The following is a 25,535-nucleotide window of genomic DNA, read 5'->3' on the forward strand; positions in this document are numbered from 1 at the left end:
GCACCGTGCCTGCAATCAACCCAGGCGCCGGGGTGATAACATCGCCTCCGTCAGGCCGGCACGCTGCAACGCCTCGGGTAACGCCAGGTGGCGAACCAATGCCGCACTGGCCTGGCCCATCGCCGGTGAGGTCTGGATGCCATAGCCGCCCTGGGCCGCGACCCAGAATAAACCCTCGACCTGTGGATCGAACCCGCACACCAGGTCGCCATCGCTGACAAAGCTGCGCAACCCTGCCCAGGTGCGGGTCGGGCGGCGGATGCTCAGGGTGGTGGCTTGTTCGATGTGATAGATGCCCGTGGCAATGTCCAGCTCTTCGGGTTGCACGTCGTGGGGCGCCACCGGGTCGGCATTGGCCGGTGAGCCGAGGAACATGCCGGCGTCGGGCTTCATGTAGAACGAGCCGTCGAGGGCCGCCAGTTCCGGCCAGGTGTGGCTATTCACCTCGGCGGGGGGCGCGAAGATAAAGGCGCTGCGCCGCTTGGGTTGCAGGCCGATCTTCCGCGCTCCGGCCAGCTCGCCAATGGTGTCGGCCCAGGCGCCGGCGGCATTGAGGATCACCGGGGCGCTGAAGCGTTGTTGCGAAGTGCGCACGTGCCACTGGCCCTCGCCGTCGCGGGTCAGTTTCTGCACTTCATTGTCGGTGTGGATTTCTCCGCCATTGCGCCGGATACCACGTAGATAGCCTTGGTACAGCGCGTCGGTGTCGATGTCGCAGACCGTCGGGTCGTAGATCGCCCCGTGGACTTTTTCCGGGCGCAGGATCGGTAGCCTGTGCAGCGCCTCCTCGGCACTCAGCAGCTGCGTCTCGGGTACCAGGGCCTTGGCACTCAGGTATTGGCGCTGCAGTTCGTCAGGATCGCCCAGCAGGTCCACCAGCAGTTCGCCACGGGGCGTGAGCAACGGATACTCGCTGAAACCTGCGGGCGGGTGATCGAAGAAGTCGCGGCTGCCCAGGGTCAGGGCGCGCACTTGCGAGGTACCGTAGGCGGCGATATACAGCGCGGCCGAGCGGCCAGTGGAGTGATAGCCCGGCATGGACTCACGCTCCAGCACGATGACGCGGGCATGTCGGGACAGCCAGTAGCCGGCGGAGGCACCGGCAATACCGCCGCCGATGATGATGTAGTCGGCCTGGTTCATGTGTTCCTCCTTGAATGTGAAAGCGCTGAAAGCAAATGTGGGAGCGGGCTTGCTCGCGAATGCGGTGTGTCAGTCTCTGGACATATTGACTGATTCACTGCGTTCGCGAGCAAGCACGCTCCCACATCTTTTACCGCATTCCAGCTTAAGGGCGTTTACGCTCTACGGGACGCAGCAAGTGCGTCGGCGGCGTTTCGCAGCTGATCTTGCGGCCCAGCAAGGTTTCGATCGACGGCAATTGATACGAATCGTCTTCCCCGGCAAAGCTGATCGACACACCGGCAGCGCCTGCACGCCCGGTACGGCCGATACGGTGTACGTAGTCGTCCGGCACTTCCGGCAGGGTGAAGTTGATCACGTGGCTGATGCCGTCGATATGAATCCCGCGGCCTGCCACATCGGTGGCCACCAGCACGCGGATCTTGCCTTCGCGAAAGCCTTCCAGGGTCTTGATGCGTTTGTGCTGCGGCACGTCGCCGGACAGTTGCGCGGCATTGACGCCGTCGCGAACCAGGCGTTCTTCAATGCGCCGCACTTCGTCCTTGCGGTTGGCAAATACCATGACCCGCTCCCAACCGTTGTCGTTGACCAGGTTGTAGAGCAGCTTGTATTTGTCGGCACCGGCCACCGCATAGATATGCTGTTCGACGTTTTCGCTGGCGACGTTCAGCGCCTCGATCTCGACGATGGACGGGTCGGTGGTCCACTGCTTGGCGAGGTTCATCACGTCTTCGGTGAAGGTCGCGGAGAACAGCAGGGTCTGGCGTTCGTTTTTCGGTGGGGTCTGGCGAATGATCTGACGCACTTGTGGGATAAACCCCATGTCGAGCATCCGGTCGGCTTCGTCCAGCACCATCACTTCAACCATGTCCAGGTGTACGTCACCACGCTGGTTGAAGTCCAGCAAACGGCCCGGGGTGGCGACCAGGATGTCGCAGTGCCGCGCTTCCAGGTGCTTGAGCTGTTTGTCGAAGTCCATGCCGCCCACGAACGTCATGACGTTGAGGCCGGTGTACTTGGTCAGGTCGGCGGCATCCTTGGCGATCTGCACCACCAGCTCCCGGGTCGGGGCGATGATCAGTGCCCGTGGCTCGCCCATGTAGCGCTCTTTGGGCGGCGGGGTTTGCAGCAGTTGGGTAATGATCGAGATCAGGAACGCTGCGGTCTTGCCGGTACCGGTCTGGGCGCGGCCAATGGCGTCTTTGCCGGCCAGGGTGAAGCCCAGTACCTGGGCCTGGATCGGCGTGCAGTATGGAAAGCCCAGGTCCTGGATGGCATGCATCAGTTCCGGGGCCAGCTTGAAGTCGTGAAAGCGGGTCTTGCCCTCTTGGGGCTCAACCACGAAGTCTTCCAGTTTCCACGGCTTTACCACCGGTTTTGGCGCACGTTCGCGGCGCGGTTTTTCTACGCGCGGTGGTTCTTCTACGGGCTGGGCGGCTGGAGCCGGGGCGGCAGGCGTGGCAGGCGCTGGTTTTGGCGAGGCAACGGGCGCGGTTCGGCCAGGCTGTTTACCGTCATTGCGGCTGCCGGAAGTTTGGGCCGGGGCGCTGGGAACAGGGGCGAGTGGTTCAGCCTCGCTTTTACCGAACATCTTCTTGAGTGCTTTGAGCACGGTCATCTCATCAATTGGTTAAGGAATGTACGCCGGCCAGTGTAATGCAAGAATCGGGCGCGGCGTAGTGCGTTGGACACGCGGCTACACAATGGCGGTTTTTTAGCCAAGCCGTTGGCTTAGCCATTGACCGATATCGCGGATCTCTTCGGGTAACACTTCGTGACCCATTGGGTATTCCTGCCATGTCACGGTGACACCCTGCTGCTTTAAATGCTCATAGGCGCTGCGGCCCATGGCGTTCTGCACCACTTCATCGTACTGGCCGTGCAGGCACAGGGCCGGAATGCGCTGCTGGCTGGCGGACAGTTCCAGTTCATCGCTGAACGTCGGTGCATAAGTGGAGAGGGCAAGCACGCCACCCAAGGCCCCCTGCCATTTCATAAAGGCGGCGTGCAGGACCACCGCGCCGCCTTGGGAGAAGCCGGCAAGGAAAATGCGCGAGGCGTCTATTCCGCTGGCTTTTTGTTGGTCGATCAAATCAATGACCATTTTTGCCGACTCATCCAGCTGTTCACGGCTGATGGCCCGTGCCGGGGTCATGGCCAATATGTCGTACCAGCTTGGCATCTCGTAGCCGCCATTGATGCTCACCGCACGGGTCGGAGCCTGGGGCAATACAAAGCGCGTGGACAGCAAGGTTTCCTGCAACGCCTCCGCCACTGGCAAGAAGTCGTAGCGATCGGCACCCAGGCCATGCAACCAGATTACGCAGGCGTCTGCGGGCTTGGCGGGCTGAAGAATCAAGGGGTCGGTCATGTTTGCTCCATAAATGTGCGTGCGCGCCGAAGAGATGCGACAAGGCAGTTCGTGCAAGGCGGCTCAGTTAACAAGATGTCGCATGGTTGACTGTTTTGCGATTGATCCTGGGCTGAAACGACTCGGCTGACACTCTGGTACGGCGCTTGCTATGTGTAGGTCGATGTCAGAACTATCCGGGGACGGTAACACTATCAGTGACTACCGCCTCTGGGATAGCCGCTGCAATGACAGCGACAGCCTCTTGCTGCTTGACCCCAAAAAAAGCCAACACGGGTCGATATCGCCTCATAAGGGTGCGCAGAGGTTCGAGCTCCGACACAACAAGAGCAACTGGAGGTTTGAATGAAGGTATTGAAGTCCACCCTGGCCATCGTGACTGCGGCGACCGTATTGGGGATCAGTGGTCTGGCCCAGGCCGGTGCCACCCTGGATGCAGTGCAGAAGAAAGGGTTTGTGCAATGTGGCGTCAGCGACGGCCTGCCGGGTTTCTCGGTGCCGGATGCCAGCGGCAAGATCCTCGGGATTGACGCTGACTACTGCCGCGCTGTGGCCGCTGCGGTGTTCGGCGACGCGACCAAGGTCAAGTTCAGCCAATTGAATGCCAAGGAGCGTTTCACCGCGCTGCAGTCTGGCGAAGTCGACATCCTCTCGCGCAATACCACCATGACCAGCTCCCGCGATGCGGGCATGGGCCTGAAATTCCCGGGGTTCATCACCTACTACGACGGCATCGGCTTTTTGGTCAACAACAAGCTGGGCGTGAAAAGTGCCAAGGAGCTGGACGGTGCAACCATCTGCATCCAGGCCGGTACCACCACCGAGCTGAACGTTTCCGACTACTTCCGTGGCAACAACCTCAAGTACACCCCGATCACCTTCGACACCTCCGATGAAAGCGCCAAGTCCCTGGAGTCCGGGCGCTGCGACGTGCTGACCTCCGACAAGTCGCAACTGTTCGCCCAGCGCAGCAAGCTGGCCGCGCCGAAAGACTACGTGGTCCTCCCGGAAACCATTTCCAAGGAGCCCCTGGGCCCGGTCGTGCGTAATGGCGACGACGAGTGGCTGGCCATCGTGCGCTGGGTGGGCTACGCCATGCTCAACGCTGAAGAAGCCGGTATCACCTCGAAAAACGTCGAGGCTGAAGCCAAGGCCACCAAGAACCCGGACGTTGCCCGTCTGCTGGGCGCTGACGGCGAATACGGCAAAGACTTGAAAGTGAAGAAGGACTGGGTGGTCCAGATCGTCAAGCAGGTCGGTAACTACGGTGAAGTGTTCGAGCGCAACCTGGGCAAGAGCACCCCGCTGGAAATCGACCGTGGCCTGAACGCGCTGTGGAACAACGGTGGCATTCAATACGCACCTCCTGTGCGCTGATCGCTGATGGTTCTATCACCCGGTGGGCCAACCGCCGGGTGATGTTCTGTTCCATTTTTTGCGGGGCACTTAATGCAAACTCAAATCGGCGCACCAAAACAGAAGCTCAGCTTCAGTGATCCAAAAGTGCGTGCGTGGCTGTTCCAGATCATCACCATCGTGGCGGTGGTCGCGTTGGGCTGGTACCTGTTCAACAACACGCAAACCAATCTTCAGCACCGGGGCATTACCTCCGGCTTCGACTTCCTGGAGCGCAGCGCCGGTTTCGGCATCGCTCAACATTTGATCGACTACACCGAATCGGACAGCTATGCCCGGGTCTTTGTGATCGGTCTGCTCAACACCTTGCTGGTCACCGTGATCGGTGTGGTCCTGGCCACCATCCTCGGGTTTATCATCGGCGTGGCCCGGCTGTCACCGAACTGGATCATCAGCAAACTGGCGACGGTGTATGTGGAGGTGTTTCGCAATATTCCGCCGCTGCTGCAAATCCTGTTCTGGTATTTCGCGGTGTTCCTGACCATGCCGGGGCCGCGCAACAGCCATAACTTCAGCGACACCTTTTTTGTCAGCAGCCGTGGCCTGAACATGCCGGCGGCCGTCGCGGCCGATGGGTTCTGGCCGTTTGTCGGCAGTGTGGTGCTGGCGATCACTACCATTGTGTTGATGAGCCGTTGGGCCAATAAACGCTTTGAAGCCACCGGCGTGCCGTTCCACAAGTTCTGGGCGGGTCTGGGGCTGTTCCTGGTGATCCCGGCGTTGTGCACGTTGCTGTTTGGTGCGCCCGTGCATTGGCAAATGCCGGAACTCAAGGGCTTCAACTTCGTCGGCGGCTGGGTTCTGATCCCCGAGCTGCTGGCGCTGACCCTGGCGCTCACGGTTTACACGGCAGCGTTTATTGCCGAGATCGTGCGTTCGGGCATCAAGTCGGTCAGCCACGGCCAGACCGAAGCCGCGCGCTCCCTGGGCATGCGCCCCGGGCCCACGCTGCGCAAGGTCATCATCCCGCAAGCCCTGCGGGTGATCATCCCGCCGCTGACCAGCCAATACCTGAACCTGGCGAAAAACTCGTCCCTGGCCGCCGGTATCGGTTACCCGGAAATGGTTTCGCTGTTTGCCGGCACGGTGCTCAACCAGACCGGCCAGGCCATCGAGGTCATTGCCATCACCATGAGCGTGTACCTGGCAATCAGCATCAGCATTTCCCTGCTGATGAACGGGTACAACAAGCGCATTGCGCTGATCGAACGGTGAGGACACCCGCATGACTTCCCATACTTTCAAACCTGATATGCCGCCGCCGAACAAAGTCTTCGGCCCGATGGCATGGATGCGCGCCAACCTGTTTTCCAGTTGGCTCAATACCCTGCTGACCTTGCTGGCGTTCTACCTGGTGTACCTGGTGGTGCCGCCGATCCTGCAGTGGGCGATCCTCGACGCCAACTGGGTCGGCACCACCCGCGCCGACTGCACCAAGGAAGGCGCCTGCTGGGTGTTTATCCAACAGCGCTTCGGGCAGTTCATGTACGGCTACTATCCCGGCGACCTGCGCTGGCGCGTGGACTTCACCGTGTGGCTGGCGGTGATTGGCGTGGCCCCGCTGTTTATCTCGCGGTTTCAGCGCAAGGCGGTCTACGGCCTGGGCTTTCTGGTGCTGTACCCGATCATCGCCTTCTTCCTGCTGCACGGCGGGATCTTCGGCCTGACCAACGTCGCCACCAGCCAATGGGGCGGCCTGATGCTGACCCTGGTCATCGCCACCGTTGGCATCGCCGGGGCCTTGCCCCTGGGGATTGTGCTGGCGCTGGGGCGACGCTCGAACATGCCGGCGATTCGTGTGGTGTGTGTGACCTTCATCGAGTTCTGGCGCGGCGTGCCGTTGATTACCGTGCTGTTCATGTCGTCGGTGATGCTGCCGCTGTTCCTGCCTGAAGGCATGGGCATCGACAAGCTGCTGCGGGCCCTGATCGGCGTGATCCTCTTCCAGTCGGCCTATGTGGCTGAAGTGGTGCGCGGTGGCTTGCAGGCGATTCCCAAGGGGCAGTACGAAGCGGCCGCCGCGATGGGCCTGGGCTACTGGCGCAGCATGGGCCTGGTGATCCTGCCGCAAGCCCTGAAGCTGGTGATCCCCGGCATCGTCAACACGTTTATTGCGCTGTTCAAGGACACCAGCCTGGTGATCATCATCGGCTTGTTCGACCTGCTCAACAGCGTCAAGCAAGCCGCCGCCGACCCGAAATGGCTGGGCATGGCCACTGAAGGCTATGTGTTCGCGGCCCTGGTGTTCTGGATTTTCTGTTTTGGTATGTCGCGCTATTCCATTCATTTGGAACACAAGCTCGACACTGGCCACAAGCGTTAGGAGTTTCTTGATGAGCGAAGCAATCAAACAGCCGGTGAGCCCTGAAGGCATTATCCAGATGCAGGGCGTCAACAAGTGGTACGGCCAGTTCCATGTGTTGAAAGACATCAACCTCAACGTCAAGCAGGGCGAGCGCATCGTGCTGTGCGGCCCGTCGGGCTCGGGCAAATCCACCACCATCCGCTGCCTCAACCGCCTGGAAGAGCACCAACAGGGGCGCATCGTGGTCGATGGCGTGGAACTGACCAATGACCTCAAGCAGATCGAAAGCGTGCGCCGGGAAGTGGGCATGGTGTTCCAGCACTTCAACCTGTTCCCGCACCTGACCATCCTGCAGAACTGCACGCTGGCGCCGATGTGGGTGCGTAAGATGCCCAAGCGCAAGGCCGAGGAAATCGCCATGCACTACCTGGAGCGCGTGCGCATCCCGGAGCAGGCCCACAAGTTCCCGGGGCAATTGTCGGGCGGCCAGCAACAGCGCGTGGCGATTGCCCGTGCCCTGTGCATGAAGCCGAAAATCATGCTGTTCGACGAGCCGACCTCGGCCCTCGACCCGGAGATGGTCAAGGAGGTGCTGGACACCATGATCGGCCTGGCCGAAGACGGCATGACCATGTTGTGCGTGACCCACGAAATGGGCTTTGCGCGCACCGTGGCCAACCGCGTGATCTTTATGGACAAGGGCGAGATCGTGGAACAGGCGGCGCCCAATGACTTCTTCGACAACCCGCAGAATGAGCGGACCAAGTTGTTCTTGAGTCAGATTTTGCATTGATGGATGTTTGAGACCAACCCGGCCTGGCGCCGGGTTTTTTTTGCGGCTAGGAAGCGTTGAGTACTTCAGTGTCGCTGTTCACGGTAGAGGTGAAGGCACCGAACAAATCAGCACCCTCGGCGGATGCGTTTTATCTCGGCGCCGATCATTTTTCGCGCGGCGAGAACCAGCTCATCACCCGCTTCTGCATAGCGATCCGCACTATCGGTATCGGGGTCCCAAAAGCCGTCGCCACAGGCTTTGCATTCCCAGCCTGAAAGAGTGTCGACCCGACGCTCCATGCCCTGGACACTGATGGTTTTGCGTTCCTTCCAAGCCGCCTGACATCCACTTTTATCACCGCCAAATCGTAATGAGGTGTGTACTTTTCCATAAGACACCTGAGGCCAATAGTTACCCTTGAAGGGTAATTTTACTGATCGAAAATTCGCTTCCTTTGCCCGCCTGAAAACCCTGGTGCGTTGCTTCTGTAGGCAACTCCGAATAGTCTGTACGAAAATTCATCCTATGATTGGACGAAAGTACAAAACCCATGCCGGACATCGCCCCTCTGATCAAACGCTCCCTGGTCGACCAGGCCCTGGACCAACTGCGCCAGCGCATCACCCAAGGCAAATGGGCGATTGGCGAGCGCCTGCCCACCGAGCCGGAGCTGTCGGCCGAGCTGGGCATCAGCCGCAATACCGTGCGCGAAGCCATGCGGGTGCTGGCGTTCTCCGGGCTGATCGAGGTTCGCCAGGGAGACGGTAGCTACCTGCGTTCCATGACCGATCCGTTAGGGGTGATGAATGCCATGTCCCAGTGCACCCTGGAGCAGGCGCAGGAGACGCGGCAGATTCTTGAGGTCGAGGCCGTCGGCCTGGCGGCCTTGCGCCGCACCCCTGAGGATCTGCAACGCCTGCACCAAGCGCTGCAGGCCAGTGGCGAGCACTACCACGGCGACCTGGAGCACTACATCCAGTGCGACCTGGTGTTCCACAAGCGCCTGGTGGACGCGGCCCACAACCCGGCCTTGAGCGAGCTGTACCAGTACTTTTCCAGCATCGTCGGCGCTCAGTTGCGCCAGACCCTGAATATCAAGCCGCGTCGCCAGGCAGTGTTCGACCTGCATGTCGAACTGCTCAATGCCGTGGAGCAGCAGGCCCCGGAGCGCGCCAAAGCCCTGTCCCGGCAGTTGATCAATGAACCTTGAACCCGAGAACGCCATGCCCCGCCCAGAAAATGCCCTTGAAGAATTGCTGATCGACGCCGAGGCCGACGACGAGGTGGTCCAGCACAGTCCGCCGCAGGTGCATCGTCCGTGGCTGTTATTACTGGGCCTGATCCTGGTGGCGTTGAACCTGCGCCCGGCGTTGTCGAGCATGGCACCGCTGCTCAGTGAAGTGTCCGCCAGCCTGGGGTTGTCGGCGGCCCAGGCCGGCCTGCTGACCACCTTGCCGGTGCTGTGCCTGGGCCTGTTTGCGCCCATGGCGCCGATCCTCGCCCGACGGTTTGGCGCCGAGCGGGTGGTGCTGGGGATTTTATTGACCCTGGCCGCCGGGATCATTCTGCGCAGCTCGTTCGGTGAGGTCGGGCTGTTCGCCGGCAGTCTGTTGGCCGGGGCCAGTATCGGCATTATCGGGGTGTTGTTACCGGGTATCGTCAAGCGTGACTTCGCCAGGCAGGCCGGGGCCATGACGGGGGTCTACACCATGGCCCTGTGCCTGGGCGCGGCGTTGGCAGCAGGGGCCACGGTGCCGTTGAGTCATTACTTCGCAGACAGCTGGAACATCGGCCTGGGCTTCTGGATGCTGCCGGCACTGCTGGCGGCCCTGTTCTGGTTACCGCAAGTCGGGCAGAAACACGGCGCCCACCAGGTGGCGTACCGGGTCAAGGGCTTGCTGCGCGACCCGCTGGCCTGGCAGGTGACGTTGTATATGGGCCTGCAATCGTCCCTGGCCTATATCGTGTTCGGCTGGTTGCCGTCGATCCTCATCGGCCGTGGCCTGAGTGCCACTGAAGCCGGGTTGGCCCTGTCCGGCTCGATCATCGTGCAACTGGCCAGCTCCCTGGCCGCACCCTGGCTGGCCACCCGTGGCAAGGATCAACGCCTGGCCATTGTGGTGGTGATGCTGCTGACCCTCGGCGGCCTGTTCGGGTGCCTGTATGCACCGTTGGACGGTCTGTGGGGCTGGGCGATTCTGTTGGGCCTGGGCCAGGGTGGCACGTTCAGCCTGGCGCTGACCTTGATCGTGCTGCGCTCGCGCGATTCCCATGTGGCCGCCAACCTGTCGAGCATGGCCCAGGGCATCGGCTACACCCTGGCGTCCCTTGGCCCGTTCGCGGTCGGCCTAGTGCATGACTGGACCGGCGGCTGGACGGCCATTGGCTGGATTTTCGCGGTAATCGGCCTGGGTGCAATCGTCGCCGGGCTGGGCGCAGGACGTGCGCAGTATGTGCAGGTCACCAGCGAGAAACTCTAGAGATACAGCACTTCCAGGGTTGCCGAGCCATCCAGCGGGGTATCGGTGCTCAGGTCCAGGTTCTGCCGGGCATTGATCACCGCCTCGACTTTGACCGTGCTGATCAGAACCTGAATCGCCGACGGTCCGGCGACACTGTCTTTGGTTTCGGTGAAACCCAGGTAACTGTTGGCGCCAATCTCGATGGTGTTGAGGTTGGCGGTACGCCAGGCCAGGCCGCCGGTGGTGGACTCGGTGCCGTAGATCAGCGAAGTACTGTCGACCAGCGTTTTTCTGGGATCAAACGTCATGGAGTACAGCCCGATGCGATTACCACTGTTGTCGAACCCCAGCCCGTAATAGATCTCGCTGTTGACCGTGGCCGAACCGTTGCGATTGTCGCGCATGCGCAGGGCAAAGCGGGCTGGGGCATTGCAGCCGATTCTGACTTGCAACTGCTTGATCGGCAGGCGTGTGCCCTTGTCGAGGTTCAGGTCATGCTGGGAAATCTTGCCATAGTCGATCAGCCCGCCGCTGGACAGCAGCGGGGTACAGGCTGTCGGCGTGACCTGGCCTTTGACGCTCAGGTCCACGGTCGAGGCGGCCAGCGCAGGTTGCGCCGAGACCAGTAACAGCAGGGCGGGCAAAGCCAGGCAGTGCTTGTGCATAAAGAAGGTTCCAAAGGTCAGAGGTAGATGATTTCCAGGGTGCCGGAGCCGTTGATACGCACCAGGTTGCGCAGGTCCATGGATTGGGTGGGGGCCAGGTAGGGCTTGATGCGCACCGTGCCGACCAGGTGTTGAGCGGCAATCGGCCCCAGGGTGCTGCCGATGCTGTCGGTAAACCCCATCAGGCTATTGGCGGCGATCGGGATCTGCCGGGCGGTGGCGCTGCTCCAGGCCTGGCCGTTGCTGGTGGAGTCGGTGCGATAGAGGGTGCCCAGGTTATCGGCGCTGAAGTCCGCCGGGTCGATGTTCAGATAGTAGCGACCGATTTTGTTGTGACTGGCATCCACGCCCAGGCCGTAGGCGGTCTCATCGGTGCCGCCGGTGGCCGAGCCGAATCGGTTGTCGTGCATCACCAGGGCGAAGCGTGCGGGGGCATCGCAACTCACGGAAAACTGCAACGTACGGGTGGGCAGCGGGGTTTCTGCAGTGGCGCTCAGGTCCTTGGCCAGCAAGGTGCCGTAATCCACCAGGCCGCCGTTGGATAACTGCGGTGTGCAAGCGACGGGGGCGAAGTGGGCGCGCAGGGTCAGTTCCCGGTAGCGTCCGCTTTGGGGGGCGTCGAAGGTGCCCGACACTTCCCAGGTGGTCGCATCGCGCACGTGGGTCGCGGCCACGTCGGCCCAGGCACTGAGGCTTACTTGCAGGGAAAAGTGCTGGCCTTGCACCGGATTGCCGCCGACCATCGGCACCACCCCATGGCCTGGACGCCAGTTCAACGCTGTGGCGACGGTGGCGGGAGGCTGGCCGGCGCCCGGTAGTAACCCCAGCTCCACTGCCTGGCCATCCAGCACGCCATCGCTGACTTGCAGGGCGTAGTGTCCATGTTCGGTAAATTGCAGGTGTTGCGCATTCGCCGCCAGGGCCCGATAGAACACACTCATATCCGCCGGTTGCGGACAACTCAGGTTCAGGCTCAGGCGGCGCTCGCCGAGCAGGCGCTGGGGGGCACTGTCGTTTTGTGCAAGGCGGCTCATCAGGCCCAAATCCAGCAGGGATTCACTGAGGGTCAACTGGCACTCGTCATCGGCCAGGGCATTGCCGGCAAGGCCGACGGTAAGCACGACCGCCATCAGTCGCTTTGGGGCGCGGAAAAGGCGCATGGTGATCGTCCTCATAAGGCGTTGCAGCTCGCTGGCACGGTTTCGAAGTACACCTGGGGATCGCCCTTGGCCGGCAGTTCAAATTGCAGCCGGCAGCGCTCCATCTCTGGTGCGTTGACCCACAATTCAGACTGCTCCAGCACGTTGGGCAGGAACACCTGGCCACTGTCCTGCACCAGGGTCACGAACTCGCCGCTGGCGGTACTGACAGAGGCGCCACGGGGCAGTAACGCCCCCTGTGCGGTGCGTGCGGTGAGCAGCACTCGACGGGTCAAGGTCACGCCGAATTCGACCCGTTGCACGGCGCCGCGCCCGGCCGAGATCATGGTCAGGCCGTTGTTGATATCGGCATTGCGCGGCAGCGAGCGGGTCTGCACTTCTACCGGGCTGCGGCCATAGGCGCTCACCTGGGGCACCACGGCCTGGCCTTGCCAGTCGGTCCACACCGGGCCGCTGGGCGTGCTCAGCTTGATACCGCCCATGTCGCCCAGCGCCACCACGGCAAAGGTGTCGCGCACCGCATACGGCGACAACGTGACACCGCCACCATGCAGCACCACGCCCCCCCGGGCGCTGCCCTGATAGCTCGAACGCTCGGCATCGGCGCGGCTGTAGCTGAAATCGAGTTGGCTGTAGCGGGGCAGGGCCGAGAGGCCGAGGGTGGTTTCGACCTGCTGGTCGCGGGTGTCGTGTTCGGCGCTGACGCGGTAACTCAATTGATCGTCGATCTGTTCGTTCAGCCCCAGCCCCGTGCGATGTTCGCCACCCGAGTTGCGGACCCAGGCCCGCACGCGGCGGCTCTCGCCCAGGGGCAGGCTGACGTTCAGGTACACCGCGTTGTCCTGCTGCTGGCGCCCGCCCATCTGCCACTCGGCACTGGCCGACAATGACACCCCGCCGACGCTGGTGCCCCAGGACGCCAGGCCGCGACTGCTGCTCTCGCCGTCAGCGCTGCTCGAGCGCGAAACCCCGGCACTGAAAGCCCCCAGCCACGGGTGGGACCAGCCCAGCGTGGCGCTTTGTTGGTCGCGATAACGGGAGCGCGGTTGCTGGGTGGTGTCGGGCGCGTAGGTGGCTTCTTCCAGTTCCCGATAGCCCGGTGTCCTCCAGGAATTGGCCACGCTGAACGACCACTGATCATTCAGGCGCTGGGCCCAGGACAGGTCGGTTTGCAGGCCACGGACCTTATCCCGCGCCTGGGTATCGGCGAGCTGTGTGGACAGCTGGATCTGACTGTCCAGCCACGGCAGCCAACCCAGGCTCAGCCCCGCAGCCCGGTATTCACTGGACATCAGCACGCCGCTGCCCAGGGACAGTTGCGAGTGCACGGCACCGGTCCAGCCCGCGCTGGCGACCCACGGATCGTCGCCCTGGGCATCGCCGATATTGCGCACACGGCCCACCGCCACCGAGTACCCCGGTGCTGGCAACCCGAGGCCGAGCATGGCGGCGGGGACGGTGAAGCGTCGCTCGCCGCCGCTGCTTTCCTTGACCGTGACTTCGACGTCCGAACGCGAGTTCAGGCGCCGTACGTCCGTCAGGGAGAACGGGCCGGCGGGCACCACCGTGGAGTGAATCAACGCGCCGTTCTGCCGCACCTCGACTTGCGCCGGGCTGTTGGCAATACCGTCGATGGTCGCGCTTTGCCCCTGTTCCAGTAGAGCCTGTTCGGTCAGGACCTGGACCCCGGTGATCTGCGCACCGGATAACACCGGGTTGTAGAGGCTGATCTGCCCGGCTTGCAGCACGGCTTGATGGCTGGCAAAGGTGCGCTGGGCATAGGCCTCCAGATGGGTGCTGCGCGACAGCCCATCCTGCCAGGTCTGTACTTGGCGGCTGCGCACGATCCAGTCGCCGGCGTTGAAACCCACCTCGGTATTGGCCGAGCCAAACCGGCTGTTGCCGTCGCCGAAGCGGTTATAGAACCCTGTGAGATCGTAATTGAGCAAGCCGGCGACGCCGCCGGTTTCATAGCCCGAGACGTCCTGTTGCACCGGGCGCAATGCATCGGTCGGCACCACCAGGGACACGCTGAGGCTGGCGGGGTCCGGCTCCACCAGGCTTTGTGGGTACTGCGCGAGAAAATCATGGCAGGGCCCTTCGTCGCCGGGGAGCGTCAGGTTGGCGGCGTCCAGCAAGGATCGGTCAAAACACAGTACGCCCTGTTGATCAAAACCCACCTCCAGGCGCCCACGAGGCTGGCCGTTGACCCGCAGGCTCACCGCCTGCCTGCCGGCGGCAAAGCGTGGGGCGTCCAGCAGCAGGTTGGCCAACTGTGGGTCAATGCCGCGCTGGTGCAGGGTGGTGGCGTCGAAGCCGGGCCGTGCTTCGGCCCAGGCTTTGCCCGGCAATAAGGCACAGGCCAGCAGCATCGCGGGGAAGGCAAGGCGAGCGGGAGTGTCGGGCACTGCTTCGCCGTCACGGGAGCTCAATATTGTTTTCACGAAAGGCACTCGATTGAAGGGCGTCTGTGGCGGGTCGGGAACCTCTTGTTGCTCGTCAGATGATCGGGGCTTCGTAGGCGGCAGCCGCAAAGCCGTAGACGGTGGCCGGTTGCAGTCGCACTTTAGTGGCGGGGCCGCCGCTGGCCTGCACACTCAGGGTCTCCCCGGGCAACACGTAGGTGCGAGGCAGCATGGCTTTGCCGTCACCGGGCAGCAGGCGCAGGTCCTGGGCCAGGCGCACCACATACGGGCTGTCGTTGCGCACGTGCAAGGTACTGCCCTGTTGCGACCAGGTCAGGCTGGTCCAGGGCGTGCGATTGAGGGCCAGACCCTTGGGGTGGATGATCACCGGCAGGTTCTGGCGCACCGTCACGCCGACCTGTGCGTGCCCGGCTTTGGCCGCGGAACGGCCCTGGGGCATACCTTCGAAGATCGCCCGTTTGAGCCGCTGGGTACGCAGCGGTTGTTGGCTTTGCAGGATGAAACGGACCAATTGCGATTTGTCCGGCTCCACCCGCGACAGTGGCGGCGTGACTACCAGCAGGGGTTCGGTGTCTTCGGGAATGTCTTCCAGGGTGACGTGCAACAAGGCGAGCTGGCCGTCGGTGTTGGTCACTGAAACGGCGGCCTCACCCTCGGCTTCGTAAATAATCACCACGGAGGTGTCCGGCACCATGCCGTCGGCCTGGGCCTGTGCGCCAAGCAGCAGCGACAGGGCAAGCCAGCAGGTTGCTGTTTTGAGTAAGGTTGTGGTCATGCCGGGGTCTTCCATTGGGGCAGCGTGAAGAGGTCAGAGGTAACGCAGGTCCAGCACGATGGAGCCATCGAGCGGCACCTCCTGATTCAGGGTCAGGTACTGGGTGAAGTTGATCGACGTGTCGATGCGCAATTGAGTCGTCAACTGGCCGATGAAGTCCGGCTGGCGATCTCCGGGCAGGGCAAAGCCGACATAGGATTTGGGGTACGCATTGGGTTCCGGGCGCCAGGTTTCGCCACTGTCGGTGGAGGCCAGGACCTGCATGGGCTGTGAGTCGCCCTGGGGGTTGCGATAGGACAGGGCGATGGACCCCAGGCGCTCGGCCGGGACGTGGATGTTTCGGCCCAAGCCATAGAAGAACCCAGGGGCCAGTGAGGATTGCGCGCGGTTATCGAGCCCCACCAGGGCGAACAACATCGGCCTGGTGCATTGCACCTTCAGTTCCAGCAACTGGCCCGGTAGTACGGTGAACTCGTTGGCGTTGAGGGTGTGTGCGGGAATTTTCCCATGATTAACCGTGCCGTCCTCTGACAGCGTCACGTGGCAGGCATCCGGCGTCAGCCGCCCCGTTACCGTGATATCGACAGAAGACGCGGCGAAGGCCGCTGCGCCATTCGTCAGCAAAAGCCAGATCGCCAGAAGGCGAGGGTAGGTGTTCATCGGTGGGCGCCACTGGCCGAAGTAGACACGGCCGATACGAAAGAAATACCCATGCCCGCAAGTCTCAGCCAGGCATGGGCGTCCAAGGGTTACAGGTACTTGACTTCAAGGGTGGCGGAACCATCGAGGGTGACCTCGTTGCTCAGGTCCAGGCCGTCGGTACGGGCAATGCTGGTTTCCACCACCAGTTCCGCCACCAGCTCCTGGATGGAGGCCGGCTGGGTGGCGTCATCCATGGTGGCTGCGGCCATGTACAAACCTGGATTCCAGAACTTTTCGCTGTACCAGGTATTGCCGCCGTCTGCGGATGCAATCGGCTGCATCGGTATTCCGTCGGCGACCGCGTTGCGTAGCGTCAACCCGAACCAGCCCAGTTTTTGCGTGCCGTTGATCAAGCCCAGGCCGAACTGGGCCGCAGTGGGGGACGAGCCGGCGCGGTTGTCGATGGCGTGCAGGGCAAATTGAATCGGGGCATCGCACGTGACCCCCAGGATCAGGACGTGGGTGCCGATTTGTGTGGGGCTGTCCGCACGCAAGTCTTTCGCGGAAATCTTGCCATGGTCGACGATTCCGCCATGGTCCATGTTAGGCGTACAGGCGCTGGGGACGATCAGACCCTTGACGGTCAGGTCGACGGTGGAGGCCGCGTAACTGGTGGCAGAGCCAAGCAGCAGCAGGCTGGTGGCGATGGCGGTGAACACGGGTTTCATGGGAGCGAGTTCCTTTCGATTGGGGCTGTGTGTGGCGTTACAGATAGTTGACCTGGACCGTGGCGTGCCCATCGACGGGGACTTCGTCGGTCAGGGTCAGGCCATCGGCAGGCGCAATGTGGGTGTACAGGCGGATCTCCGCGTCCAAGGCGCGGACGGCGATAGGTACCAGGTCATTGCCCCTCGCAACTGCCGTCACCAGGGTGTGGTTGAGCATATTGGTCAGTTCCCACGTCACGCCGCCGTCTCGCGAGGTAATGGTCCGTACCGGGGCACCGTCAGCTATCGGGGTGTAGAGATGAAAGGCGGACCCTCCCAGTTTCTCGCCCCCGGGCGTCATGCCCAGGCCATGCCAGTTGTCGTGGTTGGCCGAGGAGCCGGCACGGTTGTCGACAGTGTTCAGGGTGAAAAGCGTCGGTGCTTCACAGCGCACGCTCAGTAGCATGGATTGATTGGGCAGTTTGGTGTGCTGGTCGGCGTTGAGGTCCTTGGCCGACATTTTCCCGAAGTCGATGGTGCCGTCGCCTGAGATCAACGGTGCGCAGGCGCTGGGCGTAATGGTGCCTTTGACGGCGAGGTCGGTGGTGCTGGCGGCGAATGCCGCCGGTGTGAACAGCAATGTCAGTAGGAGTCTGGAGGCAAAAGCGTTCATAGACATAGGGCCCTTTATCTGGAGTGGTCCAAGCAGCGTCGACCGGTTTAGAGGTACTTCACTTCCAGGGTTGCCGAACCGTCCAGCGCCACCTCATCGGTCAGGGTCAGCGTGTTTGCCGGGGCAATCCAGGTATTGAGCACGATCTCCACGGATGCGGTTTCGAGGGGGTGCGGCAAGTAGCCGACATCCGGGACAAAGCTGCCGAATGCAATCAACCGGTTGGGCGCGACATAGTCGTCGTCCCACTGCATGCGCCATGTGCCATCGCGAAATTGCAGCATTTGCGATGGGATGTCGGCGACGGGGTTACGCACGATCACTACATACATCCCGAGTTTTTCCGTGCCATTGATCAGCCCCAGGCCATAGCCTGAGGCATTGGTGCCGTGCGATGTACCTGCCCGATTATCGACAGGGTTGATCGCAAACAGCGTCATGGCCTCGCAATTCACAGTCAGTTGCAGGGTCTTGTCTTCAATTCGTGTTTGTGTGTCCGGGTTCAGGTCTTTGGCCGAGATTTTCCCGAAGTCGATAGCGCCCGGCACGGTGAGGGTGCAGGCGCTTGGGGTGATAAGCCCTTTGACCGTAAGGTCCACGGTGCTGGCGGCAAAGGCCGATGAGGCACTGGCGAGCAACAGGGCGGTGCCCACCAGGTTTAACGACTTGTTCATGTTCAGGTTGTTCCAGTGCAGGTTCGGCTGATAAGGCGCACACGGCAATACCTGCCCTTTGTGAAGGGTGGCTTACAAGGCGGCTTGGCTTATGGGTTTCAGGGCTGCTGCGGGGCGGCGCCTGAGCTCCCTCTTCTCGGGGTAGGCGCAATTTAGCGGGGAGGCTGGGCAGGGGAAATACAACTATTACGACAATCGGCGGGAGAGGGAAATCAGTTTGGAGCGTGTCGGAATAAGTTAATTTGTTTTGTAGGAAAGTTGGTTTTTTCGTAGTTTTTGCATCGTCATGACCGCCTTCATAAGGCTACTTTTGTAGTGCGATAGCAGTCGTGTGAAGTGTTCGCACGTCCCCTGGCTGTTGCGTCAGCGTTGCCGGCCTACTACGAGCGCTGGGCGTTGCAGGACCCATCGCAATCATGAGGTGACCATGGAGACTGGCGTATTTTCCAACGCAGTGCTTTCCCGTGAACCGACACCTTCGCCTACACCGCCTGTGCACTGGCAGCACCTCAAGGTACTGGTGGTGGAAGACCACTCCGCCTACCGCATCTTAATGGGGTGGTTCCTCAAACAGCTCGGGCTGGGCCATCAATTGGTCGGCGACGGGCAGCACGGGCTGGCAGCCCTTACCGAACGACGATTCGACCTGGTGATCAGTGATTGTCAGATGCCGCATATGGACGGCTACACCATGAGCCGTGCAATCCGTCTGCGTGAACACGCTAACGCCCAGAGGCGGGTACCGATCATTGCATTGACCGGTAACCTGGTACATGACGACCCCCAACGTTGCCGCGATGCAGGCATGGATGCCTGGTTGCTCAAGCCGTTGTCCCTCGAGCAATTGCGTAGCGTATTGGCATTGTGGCTGCCAGGCCCGGCCGATGTGCAGGCGCCGGTGCCCGTTTCGGCACTCTGGCCGACCCGTGCCGGCCTGATTGAAACTTTTGGCGATGCTCTTGTAGTGGACCAGATGCTCGCCAGCCTGCTTTGCGAAGCCCGGGAGGACAGTGTCGGCCTGGCTCATGCGTGCCGGACTCTGAATGCGCCGTTGACCGCCGAGCGCTTGCATCGCCTGGTGGGGAGCCTGGCCTTCCTCGGGGTGGCGGACCTGGAGTTGCGAGGCATGCGCCTGATCGAGCGCGTCCATGCCCAGGGCATAGCATTGAGCGCGTTGCAGCTGGAAGCGTTCCAGGCTGACTTGCATACCTACCTCACTTACTTGGGCTCGCTGTGATGCCTTTGTCGATTTGTAGGTAAATGGAAGTCTGTGTTGAAAGTTTTTGGTGTAGGCGTTTTCTTTTTATTTTGTAGGTGTTGCCGGGCTGGCTACCAAACATTGATCGTGATGAAAAAACCGGGAGCTCAGGCAGTTGTTGAAGGGGACCGGCGCAGGTATTTTGCGCGGATTCAAGTTGCCATCATCCGTGGGTATTTATGCTTCGCGTAATTATTGCTGACGATCATCCCATTGTGCGTATCGGGCAGAGAGTGGTAATCGAGGCGAATGGTCGGTGCAAAGTCGTGGGGGAGGCCGATGGCCCCGATGAACTGCTGCGGTTGCTGGAAACCACGCCCTGCGACGTACTGGTGACCGACTTCGCTATGCCGGGCGGCCAGCAGGCTGACGGCTATGGCCTGCTGAGCCTGTTGCACCGCCAGTACCCGAGGTTGCCGGTGATTTTGGTGACCATGTTTGCCAACGTCGCCACCTTGCGCGCCTCCTTTGCCCACGGCGCACAGGCGATCGTCGCCAAAAGTGCCTCGGCCAAGGAGTTGCCCCTGGCTATCAAGACGGTGCACGCCGGCCAGACCTTTGTCAGCGAATGCCTGCGGGTGCAGTTGGTGGAGGCGGGTACGGGCGACCAGTCGCAACAGCCGCAGTTGTCCGGCAAGGAGCGCGAAGTGGTGCGCATGCTCGCCAGTGGCATGACGGTCAGTCAGATCGCCGCGCGGGTCAATCGCAGCATTTCCACCATCAGCAAACAGAAAAGCACGGCCATGAACCGCCTGTGTATTTCCACCGACGTGGATCTGTTCGCCTATGCTCGCAGCTGCGGGATGGTGCCCTAGGTATTCCGCAGATCAATGCCGATGGTGTTGCAGGCCCATGCACACTATCGTAAGTGACTTTCAACCCTTCGCCGGATGCTGCCCATGAGCGACGCCCATAACGCCCTGATCAACGAGTTCTATGGCGCCTTCCAGCGCCTGGATGCCGAGGCCATGAGTGCCTGCTACACCGAGGATGTGCTGTTCAGCGACCCGGCGTTCGGCGAATTGCGCGGGCGCGATGCCGGCGACATGTGGCGCATGCTCACCACCCGGGCCAAGGACTTTTCCCTGACCTTCGACCAGGTACACAGTGACGACAACAAAGGCAGTGCTCATTGGGTGGCGACCTACCTGTTCAGCCAGACCGGCCGCACGGTGGTCAACGATATCCAGGCGCGCTTTGTGTTTCGCGACGGCAAGATCTGCGAGCACCACGACCATTTCGACCTGTGGCGCTGGTCGCGTCAGGCCCTTGGCACCAAGGGCCTGCTGCTGGGCTGGACGCCGCTGGTGCGCAACGCGGTGCGCGGCCAGGCGTTGAAAGGGTTGAAGGCGTTCCAGGCCAGTCGTTGATAAGATTGGCGCTCTTTTCGTTTGCCAGAACCTTTTGTGAACAGCCCACCTGAACCTGTCGCGCCCAAACCCTGGTTTGTCTACCTGGTCCGGGCGGCCAATGGCGCGCTCTATTGCGGGATCAGCAACGATCCGCTGCGCCGCTTTGCGATGCACCAGAGCGGCAAGGGCGCGCGGTTTTTTCTGTCCAGCCCGGCGGTGGCGCTGGTGTATACCGAGGCTTGCGCGAGCAAGGGCGAAGCCCTGCGCCAGGAACGCCTGATAAAGAAGCTCAAGAAAAGCGCCAAGGAGTGTCTGGCCCGGGCTTATCAATCTGACTGATCAGTTCCCATCAGGCCAATGGCTAGGCCGCCGGGGTTTTGCGCGATAATCTGGCCGCTCCTTCATCTGGCGGAGTCCGGCATGTCTGAGTTGATCCTGCACCACTACCCCCAATCCCCTTTCGCGGAAAAAGCCCGCCTGCTCCTGGGCTTCAAAGGGCTGTCCTGGCATTCGGTGATCATTCCCCCGGTGATGCCCAAGCCGGACCTGACGGCCCTGACCGGCGGTTACCGCAAAACCCCGGTGCTGCAGGTGGGCGCGGATATTTATTGCGACACCGCGCTGATCGCCCGCCGCCTGGAACAGGAAAAGGCCACGCCGCCGCTGTTTCCCGAAGGCCAGGAACTGCTCAGCCAAAGTTTTGCCGCCTGGGCCGATTCAGTGGTGTTTTCCCATGCCGTGGCCCTGGTGTTCCAACCCGAATCCCTGGCCGTGAAATTTGCCAAGGTGCCACCGCAGTTGCTGCAGGTGCTGGTCGCCGACCGTAGCAAGATGTTCGGCGACGGTAGCGCCGCCCGCATGCCGCTGGAGGTGGCGCGGCACCAGTGGCCGGCAATCATTGCGCGGCTTGAGCAACAGTTGCAGCGTCAGTCAGGGGATTTCCTGTTTGGCGAACCGTCGATTGCCGACTTCGCCATGGCCCATCCGTTGTGGTTCCTCAAAGGCTCATCAGTGACCTCGCCGTTTGTGGATAACTATCCGGCTGCCAGCGCCTGGCTTGCTCGGGTGCTGGGCTTCGGGCATGGCACCGCCAGCGAGATGAATGCCGGGCAGGCCCTGGAAATCGCCCGCGATAGCGCGCCTGCGGCGTTGCCGGATGAAGTGTTTGAAGATCCCAACGGGTTCAAGGTCGGCCAGCAAGTGACCATCGCCGCGACCGACTATGGCGTCGACCCGGTGGCGGGGGAGTTGGTGTTTGCCGGTCGCGAAGAGTTGATCCTGCGCCGTGAGGATGAGCGTGGCGGCACCGTGCATGTGCACTTTCCGCGCCTGGGCTTCTTAATCCGTTAATCAAACCGCTGTAGGCGCGGGTTTGCTCGAATGCCGTTCAGTCAGGCGTAGATCCCCTGTGGGAGCGGGCTTGCTCGCGAAAGCCGTGGGTCAGTCAACATCAATGTTTGCTGGGCCGACGTCTTCGCGAGCAAGCCCGCTCCCACATTTGGTCTTCGCTGCGTTGAGCATTGCGTTCGCTTAACGGGTCGGCATTAGGGCTTGCTCGCGCCTACAGGTTCAGGGCGGACAGGATGGCATCCGGGTTGTAGTCGCGGATCTGCGTGCCATTCACGTCCACAAATGGAATCCCGCCGCCTCCCAGGGCCTCATAAGCCTTGCGTCCCTGGGCGTCCTTCTCGATGTCCACGGTCTTGTAGGGGATACCCTTCTGATCGAGGAACCGCTGGGTCTGCTTGCAGTACCCGCACCACTCGGTGCTGTACAGCGTGACCCGGGCAGTGGCGCGTACCTGCTCCGGGACGACCTGCGACGGATTGAACAGTCGCTCGATCTTGCCCCAGTTCTGGATCGCCACCACTACCAGCAACACCAGCAGGACTTTCTTCAGTACCCCGCCGAGCATCAGTTACGGCGCTTGAGCTGGTCGGTCAGTTGGGTCGGCAAGCCCTTGATGATCAGGGTGCCGGCGGCTTCGTCATACTCGATCTTGTCGCCCAGCAGGTGCGCTTCAAAGCTGATCGACAGGCCCTCGGCGCGCCCGGTGAAGCGGCGGAACTGGTTGAGGGTGCGTTTATCCGCCGGGATTTCCGGCGACAGGCCGTAATCCTTGTTGCGGATATGGTCGTAGAAGGCCTTTGGCCGATCTTCATCAATCAGGCCCGACAGTTCTTCCAGGCCCATCGGCTCGCCGAGCTTGGCCTGGCTGCTGGCGTAATCCACCAGGGTCTTGGTTTTCTCGCGGGCGGACTCGTCCGGCAGGTCTTCGCTTTCGACGAAGTCACTGAAGGCCTTGAGCAGGGTGCGAGTCTCGCCCGGACCGTCGACGCCTTCCTGGCAGCCGATAAAGTCGCGGAAGTACTCCGAGACCTTCTTGCCGTTCTTGCCCTTGATAAACGAGATGTACTGTTTGGACTGCTTGTTGTTCTGCCATTCGGACACGTTGATGCGTGCCGCCAGGTGCAACTGGCCCAGGTCCAGGTGGCGCGAGGGCGTCACGTCCAGCTCGTCGGTCACGGCCACGCCTTCGCTGTGGTGCAGCAGGGCGATAGCCAGGTAGTCGGTCATGCCCTGTTGATAGTGGGCAAACAACACGTGGCCGCCGACGGAGAGGTTGGACTCCTCCATCAGTTTTTGCAGATGCTCCACGGCAATCCGGCTGAAGGCGGTGAAATCCTTGCCGCCTTCGAAGTATTCCTTCAACCAGCCACTGAACGGGTGCGCGCCGGACTCGGCATGGAAGAAACCCCAGGCCTTGCCTTGTTTGGCGTTATAGCTCTCGTTGAGGTCGGCGAGCATGTTCTCGATGGCGGCGGACTCGGCCAATTCGGAGTCACGGGCGTGGAGAACTGCGGGCGTGCCGTCGGGTTTTTTGTCGATCAGGTGGACGATGCAATGACGGATCGGCATGGGCTTCTCGGCTGGTTGAGCGGGAGCGGTTGGCCTCCCGGAAAAAGTCGCCAGTGTACCGCACCCGTTGGTCGCGGCGTCGTTTGAAGCGGTTTCGGGAGGCCTCTGACGGGTCAGATGCCTTTTTTTCACGGTTTAGAGCGATAAAGCTGACCAAATGGGTAGGTAGAAGCGGATATTTCCCCGTCTCTGTGCTAGTTTTGCCCGGTCTTACGCGATGTATCGGCGTTAAGCGTGCATTCAGCATTTGTCAGGTCGAACCAAACCCCGTTTCAGGCATCTATAACCCCGATCTCTCGCGGTTATGGCCAGGGGTGCCAGGCCATGACGGTCGGGCTCGATGGCTGACACTGCACTCTGCAATCCAAATGAATTTGATAGGGAAGGAACACCACAATGGCTTTGACTAAAGACCAACTGATCGCTGATATCGCCGAATCCACTGATACCACCAAGGTTCAAGTACGTGCCGTACTGGAGCAACTGGCTCAGATCGTTGGTGACCAGCTGGACAACGGCGGCGAAATCACTCTGCCAGGTGTTGGCAAGCTGAAAGTGACCGAGCGTCCAGCCCGTACCGGCCGTAACCCTTCGACTGGCGCTGCCATCGAAATCGCTGCGAAGAAAGTGATCAAGCTGGTTGTGGCCAAAGGCCTGACCGACTCGATCAACAAGTAAGACGCAGCAAAAAAAACCGTGCACCGGAGCGATCCGGGCACGGTTTTTTGTTGCCTGCGATTTACCTCTAGCGCACCCAGCGCTGGCGCCAGATCTGCTGCTCGTTCTTGGTCTGGAAGGTCCAGGCCACAAAACGGCTCTGTTTCTGGCCTTGGGACATCTCCACTACCTGGCTTTCCAGGGCACCGGCTTTTTTCAGCGCGGTCTCGATGGCAGGCAGGTTGGAGGCTTTTGACACCAGGGTGCTGAACCACAGCACTTTATGGGCGAAATGCGCGCTTTCGGCGATCAATTGCGTGACAAACCGCGCTTCGCCGCCCTCACACCATAGCTCTGCCGACTGGCCGCCGAAGTTCAGTACCGGCAACTTGCGCTTGGGGTCGGCCTTGCCCAGGGCGCGCCACTTACGCTCGCTGCCTTTGGTCGCTTCGTCCATGGAGGCATGGAACGGCGGGTTGCACATGGTCAGGTCAAAACGCTCACCCGGCTCCAGCAGCCCCAGCAGAATATGTTTCGGGTTGGTTTGCAGGCGCAGTTGGATGACCTTGCTCAGGTCGTTGGACTGCACGATGGCCTTGGCGGCCGCCACGGCGGTAGGGTCAATCTCGGAGCCGAGGAAATTCCAGCGGTAATCCATGTAGCCGATCAGCGGGTAGACGCAGTTGGCGCCCATGCCGATATCCAGCACCTTGACGATCGAGCCACGGGGGATCTTGCCGTCGTTGACACTGGCCAGCAGGTCGGCGAGGAAGTGCACGTAGTCGGCACGCCCTGGCACCGGTGGGCACAGGTAGTCAGCCGGGATATCCCAGTGCTGCACGCCATAGAACGCCTTGAGCAGCGCCCGGTTGAACACCCGCACCGCGTCCGGGCTGGCGAAGTCGATGCTTTCCTTGCCGTAGGGGTTGAGGATCACGTACTGGGCCAGTTCCGGCGTAGTCTTGATCAGCGCCGGGAAGTCGTAACGGCCCTGGTGGCGGTTGCGCGGATGCAGAGTGGCCTCTTTGCGTGGCACCACGGGCTTGGCTGTGGCGGCGGTTTTCGGCTTCTTGCGGGGCGGTTTGGGTGTGCTGGGGGCGGTCATGATGATTCTGGTGTTGGCTCAAAGTGGCGGCCATTGTCACACATCCTGAG

Annotated in this window: 27 protein-coding genes and 1 pseudogene; 12 read left to right on the forward strand and 16 right to left on the reverse strand. The window is 61.5% G+C overall.

Annotation, left to right across the window (positions count from 1 at the left end; genetic code table 11):
* Nucleotides 1-15: 15 nt before the first annotated feature.
* From JFT44_RS02210 to JFT44_RS02220, 3 genes are all read right to left on the reverse strand, one after another.
* On the reverse strand, nt 16-1,143 hold the full coding sequence (locus JFT44_RS02210; RefSeq protein ID WP_169989499.1) for an FAD-binding oxidoreductase: 1,128 nt from the start codon (nt 1,141-1,143) through the stop codon (nt 16-18).
* Nucleotides 1,144-1,288: 145 nt separating this feature from the next.
* Nucleotides 1,289-2,761: an ATP-dependent RNA helicase RhlB gene (gene rhlB / locus JFT44_RS02215; protein WP_115128943.1), complete on the reverse strand. Its 1,473-nt coding sequence runs from the start codon at nt 2,759-2,761 to the stop codon at nt 1,289-1,291.
* Nucleotides 2,762-2,857: 96 nt separating this feature from the next.
* The gene (locus JFT44_RS02220) at nt 2,858-3,514 is read right to left on the reverse strand and encodes an alpha/beta hydrolase (RefSeq protein ID WP_057958536.1); all 657 of its coding nucleotides are present in this window, start codon (nt 3,512-3,514) and stop codon (nt 2,858-2,860) included.
* 345 nt (nt 3,515-3,859) lie between these two features.
* Here JFT44_RS02220 and JFT44_RS02225 point away from each other — a divergent pair, with 345 nt between their 5' ends.
* From JFT44_RS02225 to JFT44_RS02240, 4 genes are all read left to right on the forward strand, one after another.
* Complete coding sequence (locus JFT44_RS02225; RefSeq protein WP_057438245.1) at nt 3,860-4,891, forward strand: amino acid ABC transporter substrate-binding protein; 1,032 nt, start codon at nt 3,860-3,862, stop codon at nt 4,889-4,891.
* 72 nt (nt 4,892-4,963) lie between these two features.
* Nucleotides 4,964-6,145, forward strand: coding sequence for an amino acid ABC transporter permease (locus JFT44_RS02230; RefSeq protein WP_198830312.1), 1,182 nt, complete (start codon nt 4,964-4,966; stop codon nt 6,143-6,145).
* A 10-nt stretch (nt 6,146-6,155) separates the two neighbouring features.
* A complete protein-coding gene (locus JFT44_RS02235) occupies nt 6,156-7,253 on the forward strand; it encodes an amino acid ABC transporter permease (protein WP_057958538.1) in 1,098 nt (365 codons plus the stop codon).
* A gap of 10 nt (nt 7,254-7,263) precedes the next feature.
* A complete protein-coding gene (locus JFT44_RS02240) occupies nt 7,264-8,028 on the forward strand; it encodes an amino acid ABC transporter ATP-binding protein (RefSeq protein ID WP_045062117.1) in 765 nt (254 codons plus the stop codon).
* Nucleotides 8,029-8,135: 107 nt separating this feature from the next.
* Here JFT44_RS02240 and JFT44_RS29035 read toward each other — a convergent pair whose 3' ends face one another.
* Together JFT44_RS29035 and JFT44_RS28950 are read right to left on the reverse strand one after the other, a co-directional pair.
* A complete protein-coding gene (locus JFT44_RS29035; protein WP_169959846.1) occupies nt 8,136-8,309 on the reverse strand; it encodes a YgiT-type zinc finger protein in 174 nt (57 codons plus the stop codon).
* Between the two features lie 20 nt (nt 8,310-8,329).
* Nucleotides 8,330-8,401: pseudogene (locus JFT44_RS28950) on the reverse strand (type II toxin-antitoxin system MqsR family toxin); the annotation flags it as partial.
* Between the two features lie 159 nt (nt 8,402-8,560).
* Here JFT44_RS28950 and JFT44_RS02250 point away from each other — a divergent pair.
* On the forward strand, nt 8,561-9,220 hold the full coding sequence (locus tag JFT44_RS02250) for a FadR/GntR family transcriptional regulator (RefSeq protein ID WP_057958539.1): 660 nt from the start codon (nt 8,561-8,563) through the stop codon (nt 9,218-9,220).
* Complete coding sequence (locus JFT44_RS02255; RefSeq protein WP_057438249.1) at nt 9,210-10,490, forward strand: CynX/NimT family MFS transporter; 1,281 nt, start codon at nt 9,210-9,212, stop codon at nt 10,488-10,490. Before JFT44_RS02250 ends, JFT44_RS02255 begins: the two co-directional genes overlap by 11 nt.
* Here JFT44_RS02255 and JFT44_RS02260 read toward each other — a convergent pair.
* From JFT44_RS02260 to JFT44_RS02295, 8 genes are all read right to left on the reverse strand, one after another.
* Nucleotides 10,487-11,137: a DUF1120 domain-containing protein gene (locus JFT44_RS02260; protein WP_057438251.1), complete on the reverse strand. Its 651-nt coding sequence runs from the start codon at nt 11,135-11,137 to the stop codon at nt 10,487-10,489. The two genes, JFT44_RS02255 and JFT44_RS02260, sit on opposite strands and share 4 nt — an antisense overlap.
* A gap of 17 nt (nt 11,138-11,154) precedes the next feature.
* Nucleotides 11,155-12,297 (reverse strand): DUF1120 domain-containing protein, encoded by a 1,143-nt coding sequence (locus JFT44_RS02265; protein ID WP_128592821.1) that lies wholly within the window; start codon nt 12,295-12,297, stop codon nt 11,155-11,157.
* Between the two features lie 11 nt (nt 12,298-12,308).
* Nucleotides 12,309-14,741 carry a fimbria/pilus outer membrane usher protein gene (locus JFT44_RS02270; protein ID WP_307829567.1) on the reverse strand — a complete coding sequence of 811 codons (2,433 nt, stop codon included), beginning with the start codon at nt 14,739-14,741 and terminating at the stop codon, nt 12,309-12,311.
* A 55-nt stretch (nt 14,742-14,796) separates the two neighbouring features.
* Nucleotides 14,797-15,498 (reverse strand): fimbria/pilus chaperone family protein, encoded by a 702-nt coding sequence (locus tag JFT44_RS02275; RefSeq protein ID WP_057958542.1) that lies wholly within the window; start codon nt 15,496-15,498, stop codon nt 14,797-14,799.
* Nucleotides 15,499-15,531: 33 nt separating this feature from the next.
* Complete coding sequence (locus JFT44_RS02280; RefSeq protein ID WP_115128933.1) at nt 15,532-16,158, reverse strand: DUF1120 domain-containing protein; 627 nt, start codon at nt 16,156-16,158, stop codon at nt 15,532-15,534.
* An 89-nt stretch (nt 16,159-16,247) separates the two neighbouring features.
* Nucleotides 16,248-16,868 carry a DUF1120 domain-containing protein gene (locus JFT44_RS02285; protein ID WP_169989496.1) on the reverse strand — a complete coding sequence of 207 codons (621 nt, stop codon included), beginning with the start codon at nt 16,866-16,868 and terminating at the stop codon, nt 16,248-16,250.
* A gap of 37 nt (nt 16,869-16,905) precedes the next feature.
* On the reverse strand, nt 16,906-17,520 hold the full coding sequence (locus JFT44_RS02290) for a DUF1120 domain-containing protein (protein WP_057958544.1): 615 nt from the start codon (nt 17,518-17,520) through the stop codon (nt 16,906-16,908).
* 47 nt (nt 17,521-17,567) lie between these two features.
* A complete protein-coding gene (locus JFT44_RS02295; protein WP_057438259.1) occupies nt 17,568-18,194 on the reverse strand; it encodes a DUF1120 domain-containing protein in 627 nt (208 codons plus the stop codon).
* Between the two features lie 427 nt (nt 18,195-18,621).
* Between JFT44_RS02295 and JFT44_RS02300 the strand changes: the two genes are divergently transcribed.
* The 5 genes from JFT44_RS02300 (at nt 18,622) to JFT44_RS02320 (ending at nt 22,154) form a co-directional block, all read left to right on the forward strand.
* Nucleotides 18,622-19,431: a response regulator gene (locus tag JFT44_RS02300; protein ID WP_198830313.1), complete on the forward strand. Its 810-nt coding sequence runs from the start codon at nt 18,622-18,624 to the stop codon at nt 19,429-19,431.
* A gap of 200 nt (nt 19,432-19,631) precedes the next feature.
* The gene (locus JFT44_RS02305; protein WP_057438263.1) at nt 19,632-20,267 is read left to right on the forward strand and encodes a response regulator transcription factor; all 636 of its coding nucleotides are present in this window, start codon (nt 19,632-19,634) and stop codon (nt 20,265-20,267) included.
* 84 nt (nt 20,268-20,351) lie between these two features.
* Nucleotides 20,352-20,822 (forward strand): nuclear transport factor 2 family protein, encoded by a 471-nt coding sequence (locus tag JFT44_RS02310; protein WP_057444437.1) that lies wholly within the window; start codon nt 20,352-20,354, stop codon nt 20,820-20,822.
* Nucleotides 20,823-20,858: 36 nt separating this feature from the next.
* A complete protein-coding gene (locus JFT44_RS02315; RefSeq protein ID WP_057444436.1) occupies nt 20,859-21,143 on the forward strand; it encodes a GIY-YIG nuclease family protein in 285 nt (94 codons plus the stop codon).
* 81 nt (nt 21,144-21,224) lie between these two features.
* Nucleotides 21,225-22,154, forward strand: a complete 930-nt coding sequence (locus JFT44_RS02320; RefSeq protein ID WP_198830314.1) for a glutathione S-transferase family protein — start codon at nt 21,225-21,227, stop codon at nt 22,152-22,154.
* 211 nt (nt 22,155-22,365) lie between these two features.
* On the opposite strand, the gene JFT44_RS02325 is transcribed toward JFT44_RS02320, so the two are convergent.
* Together JFT44_RS02325 and yejK are read right to left on the reverse strand one after the other, a co-directional pair.
* Nucleotides 22,366-22,719 carry a glutaredoxin family protein gene (locus tag JFT44_RS02325; protein WP_057438267.1) on the reverse strand — a complete coding sequence of 118 codons (354 nt, stop codon included), beginning with the start codon at nt 22,717-22,719 and terminating at the stop codon, nt 22,366-22,368.
* Nucleotides 22,719-23,723, reverse strand: coding sequence for a nucleoid-associated protein YejK (gene yejK, locus JFT44_RS02330; RefSeq protein ID WP_038443112.1), 1,005 nt, complete (start codon nt 23,721-23,723; stop codon nt 22,719-22,721). The genes JFT44_RS02325 and yejK overlap by 1 nt, the downstream gene beginning before the upstream one ends.
* A 396-nt stretch (nt 23,724-24,119) precedes the next feature.
* Between yejK and JFT44_RS02335 the strand changes: the two genes are divergently transcribed.
* Nucleotides 24,120-24,401, forward strand: coding sequence for an HU family DNA-binding protein (locus JFT44_RS02335; RefSeq protein WP_038443110.1), 282 nt, complete (start codon nt 24,120-24,122; stop codon nt 24,399-24,401).
* A 67-nt stretch (nt 24,402-24,468) separates the two neighbouring features.
* Here JFT44_RS02335 and rlmF read toward each other — a convergent pair whose 3' ends face one another.
* Entirely contained in the window at nt 24,469-25,485 is a 1,017-nt protein-coding gene (rlmF, locus tag JFT44_RS02340; RefSeq protein WP_057958549.1) for a 23S rRNA (adenine(1618)-N(6))-methyltransferase RlmF, read from the reverse strand.
* Between the last annotated feature and the right edge of the window lie 50 nt (nt 25,486-25,535).

The sequence above is a fragment of the Pseudomonas sp. MF5691 genome (genome assembly GCF_016405645.1).
In the GTDB taxonomy this organism is placed as follows: Bacteria; Pseudomonadota; Gammaproteobacteria; order Pseudomonadales; family Pseudomonadaceae; genus Aquipseudomonas; species Aquipseudomonas shahriarae.

Coding starts and splice junctions, on each gene's coding strand:
- JFT44_RS02290 (WP_057958544.1), bottom strand. CDS start 17,520: ATGAACGCTTTTGCCTCCAGACTCCTACTGACATTGCTGTTCACACCG.
- JFT44_RS02265 (WP_128592821.1), bottom strand. CDS start 12,297: ATGCGCCTTTTCCGCGCCCCAAAGCGACTGATGGCGGTCGTGCTTACC.
- JFT44_RS02295 (WP_057438259.1), bottom strand. CDS start 18,194: ATGAACAAGTCGTTAAACCTGGTGGGCACCGCCCTGTTGCTCGCCAGT.
- JFT44_RS02305 (WP_057438263.1), top strand. CDS start 19,632: ATGCTTCGCGTAATTATTGCTGACGATCATCCCATTGTGCGTATCGGG.
- JFT44_RS02210 (WP_169989499.1), bottom strand. CDS start 1,143: ATGAACCAGGCCGACTACATCATCATCGGCGGCGGTATTGCCGGTGCC.
- yejK (WP_038443112.1), bottom strand. CDS start 23,723: ATGCCGATCCGTCATTGCATCGTCCACCTGATCGACAAAAAACCCGAC.
- JFT44_RS02300 (WP_198830313.1), top strand. CDS start 18,622: ATGGAGACTGGCGTATTTTCCAACGCAGTGCTTTCCCGTGAACCGACA.
- JFT44_RS02230 (WP_198830312.1), top strand. CDS start 4,964: ATGCAAACTCAAATCGGCGCACCAAAACAGAAGCTCAGCTTCAGTGAT.
- JFT44_RS02280 (WP_115128933.1), bottom strand. CDS start 16,158: ATGAACACCTACCCTCGCCTTCTGGCGATCTGGCTTTTGCTGACGAAT.
- JFT44_RS02285 (WP_169989496.1), bottom strand. CDS start 16,868: ATGAAACCCGTGTTCACCGCCATCGCCACCAGCCTGCTGCTGCTTGGC.
- JFT44_RS02255 (WP_057438249.1), top strand. CDS start 9,210: ATGAACCTTGAACCCGAGAACGCCATGCCCCGCCCAGAAAATGCCCTT.
- JFT44_RS02335 (WP_038443110.1), top strand. CDS start 24,120: ATGGCTTTGACTAAAGACCAACTGATCGCTGATATCGCCGAATCCACT.
- JFT44_RS02260 (WP_057438251.1), bottom strand. CDS start 11,137: ATGCACAAGCACTGCCTGGCTTTGCCCGCCCTGCTGTTACTGGTCTCG.
- JFT44_RS02325 (WP_057438267.1), bottom strand. CDS start 22,719: ATGCTCGGCGGGGTACTGAAGAAAGTCCTGCTGGTGTTGCTGGTAGTG.
- JFT44_RS02275 (WP_057958542.1), bottom strand. CDS start 15,498: ATGACCACAACCTTACTCAAAACAGCAACCTGCTGGCTTGCCCTGTCG.
- rhlB (WP_115128943.1), bottom strand. CDS start 2,761: ATGACCGTGCTCAAAGCACTCAAGAAGATGTTCGGTAAAAGCGAGGCT.
- JFT44_RS02225 (WP_057438245.1), top strand. CDS start 3,860: ATGAAGGTATTGAAGTCCACCCTGGCCATCGTGACTGCGGCGACCGTA.
- JFT44_RS02250 (WP_057958539.1), top strand. CDS start 8,561: ATGCCGGACATCGCCCCTCTGATCAAACGCTCCCTGGTCGACCAGGCC.
- JFT44_RS29035 (WP_169959846.1), bottom strand. CDS start 8,309: ATGGAGCGTCGGGTCGACACTCTTTCAGGCTGGGAATGCAAAGCCTGT.
- JFT44_RS02235 (WP_057958538.1), top strand. CDS start 6,156: ATGACTTCCCATACTTTCAAACCTGATATGCCGCCGCCGAACAAAGTC.
- JFT44_RS02320 (WP_198830314.1), top strand. CDS start 21,225: ATGTCTGAGTTGATCCTGCACCACTACCCCCAATCCCCTTTCGCGGAA.
- rlmF (WP_057958549.1), bottom strand. CDS start 25,485: ATGACCGCCCCCAGCACACCCAAACCGCCCCGCAAGAAGCCGAAAACC.
- JFT44_RS02220 (WP_057958536.1), bottom strand. CDS start 3,514: ATGACCGACCCCTTGATTCTTCAGCCCGCCAAGCCCGCAGACGCCTGC.
- JFT44_RS02310 (WP_057444437.1), top strand. CDS start 20,352: ATGAGCGACGCCCATAACGCCCTGATCAACGAGTTCTATGGCGCCTTC.
- JFT44_RS02240 (WP_045062117.1), top strand. CDS start 7,264: ATGAGCGAAGCAATCAAACAGCCGGTGAGCCCTGAAGGCATTATCCAG.